The sequence below is a fragment of the Romboutsia sp. genome (genome assembly GCF_051659545.1).
GTDB lineage: Bacteria > Bacillota > Clostridia > Peptostreptococcales > Peptostreptococcaceae > JBOFOR01.
In genome coordinates, this window is the sequence record NZ_JBOFOR010000171.1 from 1 (window position 1) to 3275 (window position 3275).

Sequence of the window (3275 nt, forward strand, 5' to 3'; positions counted from 1 at the left end):
CCTAAGTTTTCTTCTCCCCAACCTAACTTAGGTTTTCCATTAATTGCCTCTTTAGTTTGATTAATAAAAGTTTGTATGTCCAAATCTTGTTGTTCTTCAATAGCATTTGTTTCTTCAACTCTTCCTAAAGCATTTTTTACAAACAAATCTTGTTTATTGTTATTTAGTATCTTACTTAAAGCATTAGTTTTTCTTTCTCTGTTTTTTTTTCTATCTGCCATTGATTTTCCTTTAATTTTAATTCTATCAGAGAACACATTTGTACCTTGGGGTAAATCAACATCTATTCCTCCATTATTATGAGAAGGACCTTTAAAGTCTAGTAATTGACCATTAGGTGTTTCAGCTGCTTCATTTCCTTCAACTTCAACTGGAACTTTACCTCCATAAGCAAACATATTTGGTGCTGTTGCTGCAATATTACTTCCTAATTGAATTGTTTCTTTATTTTTTTTAACAAAATCAGCTAGCTTACCTGTGCCTTCTCCACCCATCTTACCAAAAGCTCCCCCCATCATCCCTTGACCTACAGACATAGCCAATCCCCCTCCAATATCTAATCCTCTGGTTAAATTATCTTCAGAAGCTAATTGAGCTTGAGCAAACATTAAATCATTTCTTACCAAAGCATCATTTGGATTTTCTATTTCCATAATATTCCTTCTTGTTTTATTTCTATTTTCAAGTGGGTCTATAGAACTTCCAAAAGCACATTTAGGTCTTTTATTTTTTTGTTTAGTTTTTTTCATATAAATCTTAATTATAAATATTAATCTTTAATTTTTTATTTATCTAAAAGAATTAGTTTCATTTTCTCCTGAAATATTTAATAATAATTTCACATCTGCAAAACTATCAAATATTACTCGTATTCCCAAATATTTATCCCTAAAACTTTCTAGTTGTGTCCAATCTTTTTCATAATTGAGTGAACTTTCATTTAATTTTTTATCTATGAAATATTCAGATTGAAGAGAATTTATGTTAGAATTAAAAATGGGTTTAGTATAATCTACTCTAATATCCCTAAAATTATTGATATGCCAAGTTCTTTCTTTCCTATCTGCGAGTATTTCATTATTAGTTAAGTTAGTTATTTGTTGATGTAAATAATTTTCTTTATCAGGATTGTCAGCTTTCACTTTTATATTTAATAAACCAGAACATTGTTTAGAATTATATAATATTACTTTATTAAATAATACATCAACATCTACATATTCATTATTTTCAGTTATAAATTTCTTTGCTTCAATTAATAAAGATATGAAATCCCATACTTTAGTTGAAAGAGAGTTAGATAAAGCTATATAATCGATTATAAAGGGATGTTTTGTTCCATAGAACATTTGATATATTCCTACAGTATTATGTTTCCAAAAAGCATTATTATTTGTGGGTAACCAACTTAAAAAATTTTGTGGGGTATTAATGTAAAATTGTGGTAAATACGAATGAAAACTTACCCAATAATTTTCTTTTAGTGAATAACTAATAGTCCAAGAATTATTACTTTGAGCTGGATTGATAGGTGTTCCTATAACATATTCATAAATTGTATCAATATATTTTACTGGGCTTGTTATCACAGTTGTAGTATAGTTACAGCAAACCATATCACAAATTTTTGGTATTGTTTGACCACCACCAGAAATGCCATCTCTTGTTAAATCTCCAGTGTTTATATTGTATTTAAATTCCCCCAAAGAAGTTACACCTGTGCCATCACACACACCAGTAATATTATTATGTGATGCCTCAACTTTTATACCTGGAAAAGTGTAATTTCCTACTGCAGTTCCTCCACGGTTTTTAAATTCAAAATTTTCAACAAACATTGTCCCTCCTTTATAACCAATAGCAAAAAACTCAACTTCATTATTTCCTTTTGTTCCATACCACCAAGCAGCAGCTTTAAAAATTACATCTTCTGAATTTGGAAAATCTTTTACTATATTTTGCACATAGATACACACAGATTCAACACCTGTTCCTGTATTATCTCCTCCCCATTTAATATAATCTGGTTTATTTTCACCAACACAATCTCTCTCTTGCTTCCACCCTAATTTTTTAGCTAGTGTTGGAAAAGTAAGTTCTGTAGAAGTATCTAAATCTCTACCATCTGAGAAATTATATTTAAAAACTAAATAATCTATGTTTTTAAATAAAGGTCTGCAATTGGTCTTACCACAGTCATCACAAGTAGGGGAGCATTCTTGTTCTTCTGGAACAACTGTTATGATACAATTTTTTTCTAATTGATTACTTGTTTCTAATTTAGTTTTTTCAACATCTTTGCTGAATTTCATTTTACAGTTTTCAAGACCTAGATAAGTCCAACCATTATTTTGTCTATCTGAAATTATTTGTTGATAGTTTGTAAAATATACCATATTTTCATTTAAAGAACATACCTCACAGTCTGGTAAACTGTTAAAAACATCATTTAAAATAAAATCTTTTTTAGTTAGTATTATTCTTTCTTTTTTAGAATCATAAGTAGAAATAAAACCTATACCATCTTTATTACTTACGTTATCATCATAAGGATAATTTTTAAAGTTTAATTTATAATACTCTTCTTTTGCTTTTAAAGGTATATTATTATAAAACCAATTATACATTCCTTGACTAGAAATTTCAGTAAGTTTCTGTCCATCAAATTTATAAAAAGTATTTTGGTTTTCACAAACAAAGAAATATCCGTTAGGTGTTTTTATTGCACCAAATTTATGTTGAAGCCCAGCAGAATTTCCTGTATCATCATCAACTATTTTTTGTGGTGGAATTTCAAAATAACTACCTGTGCCAATAAAAGATACTATTTGATTTGTAACTCTTTCTTGATAGTTTTTAGGCATTTGCCATAATCCTTCTCTGGTATGTACAAAAAGATTATTATTAATTTTAAATAGATTTGTTATTTCTCCTGTTTCTCCATCTAAATCTCTATAGTTATTAGGAAGAAATATCCTATAATTATCTGAAAGTTCTTCTTGAAAAGATTGTTCAGAATAATGTACTCTATGTGGGAAATCTTCTTTACACTTTGAACAACAATCGTATTCATAAGGTAAATGGAAAAAGATTTTTTCTTTATTAGTTCTATTATAATCGGGATTTATATTATAATATTCCCCTAGAGCTAATCCTATATAATACCTATTTTCATCTCTTTTATCATCAACTGCTAATAGCTTACTTGCTAAATGTTTTTCTAGTTCAGATTGAGGTGGTCTTTCTTGATTACTATTAGTCCAATCTGTTGACCA

2 protein-coding genes are annotated in these 3275 nt (G+C 28.3%); both read right to left on the reverse strand.

Annotation, left to right across the window (positions count from 1 at the left end):
• A partial coding sequence (locus ACRC03_RS09305) for a hypothetical protein (protein WP_438652289.1) occupies positions 1-749 on the reverse strand: 749 nt, incomplete at its 3' end.
• A 39-nt stretch (positions 750-788) separates the two neighbouring features.
• Positions 789-3275: hypothetical protein (locus ACRC03_RS09310; RefSeq protein ID WP_438652290.1), on the reverse strand; the 2487-nt coding region annotated here is incomplete at its 5' end.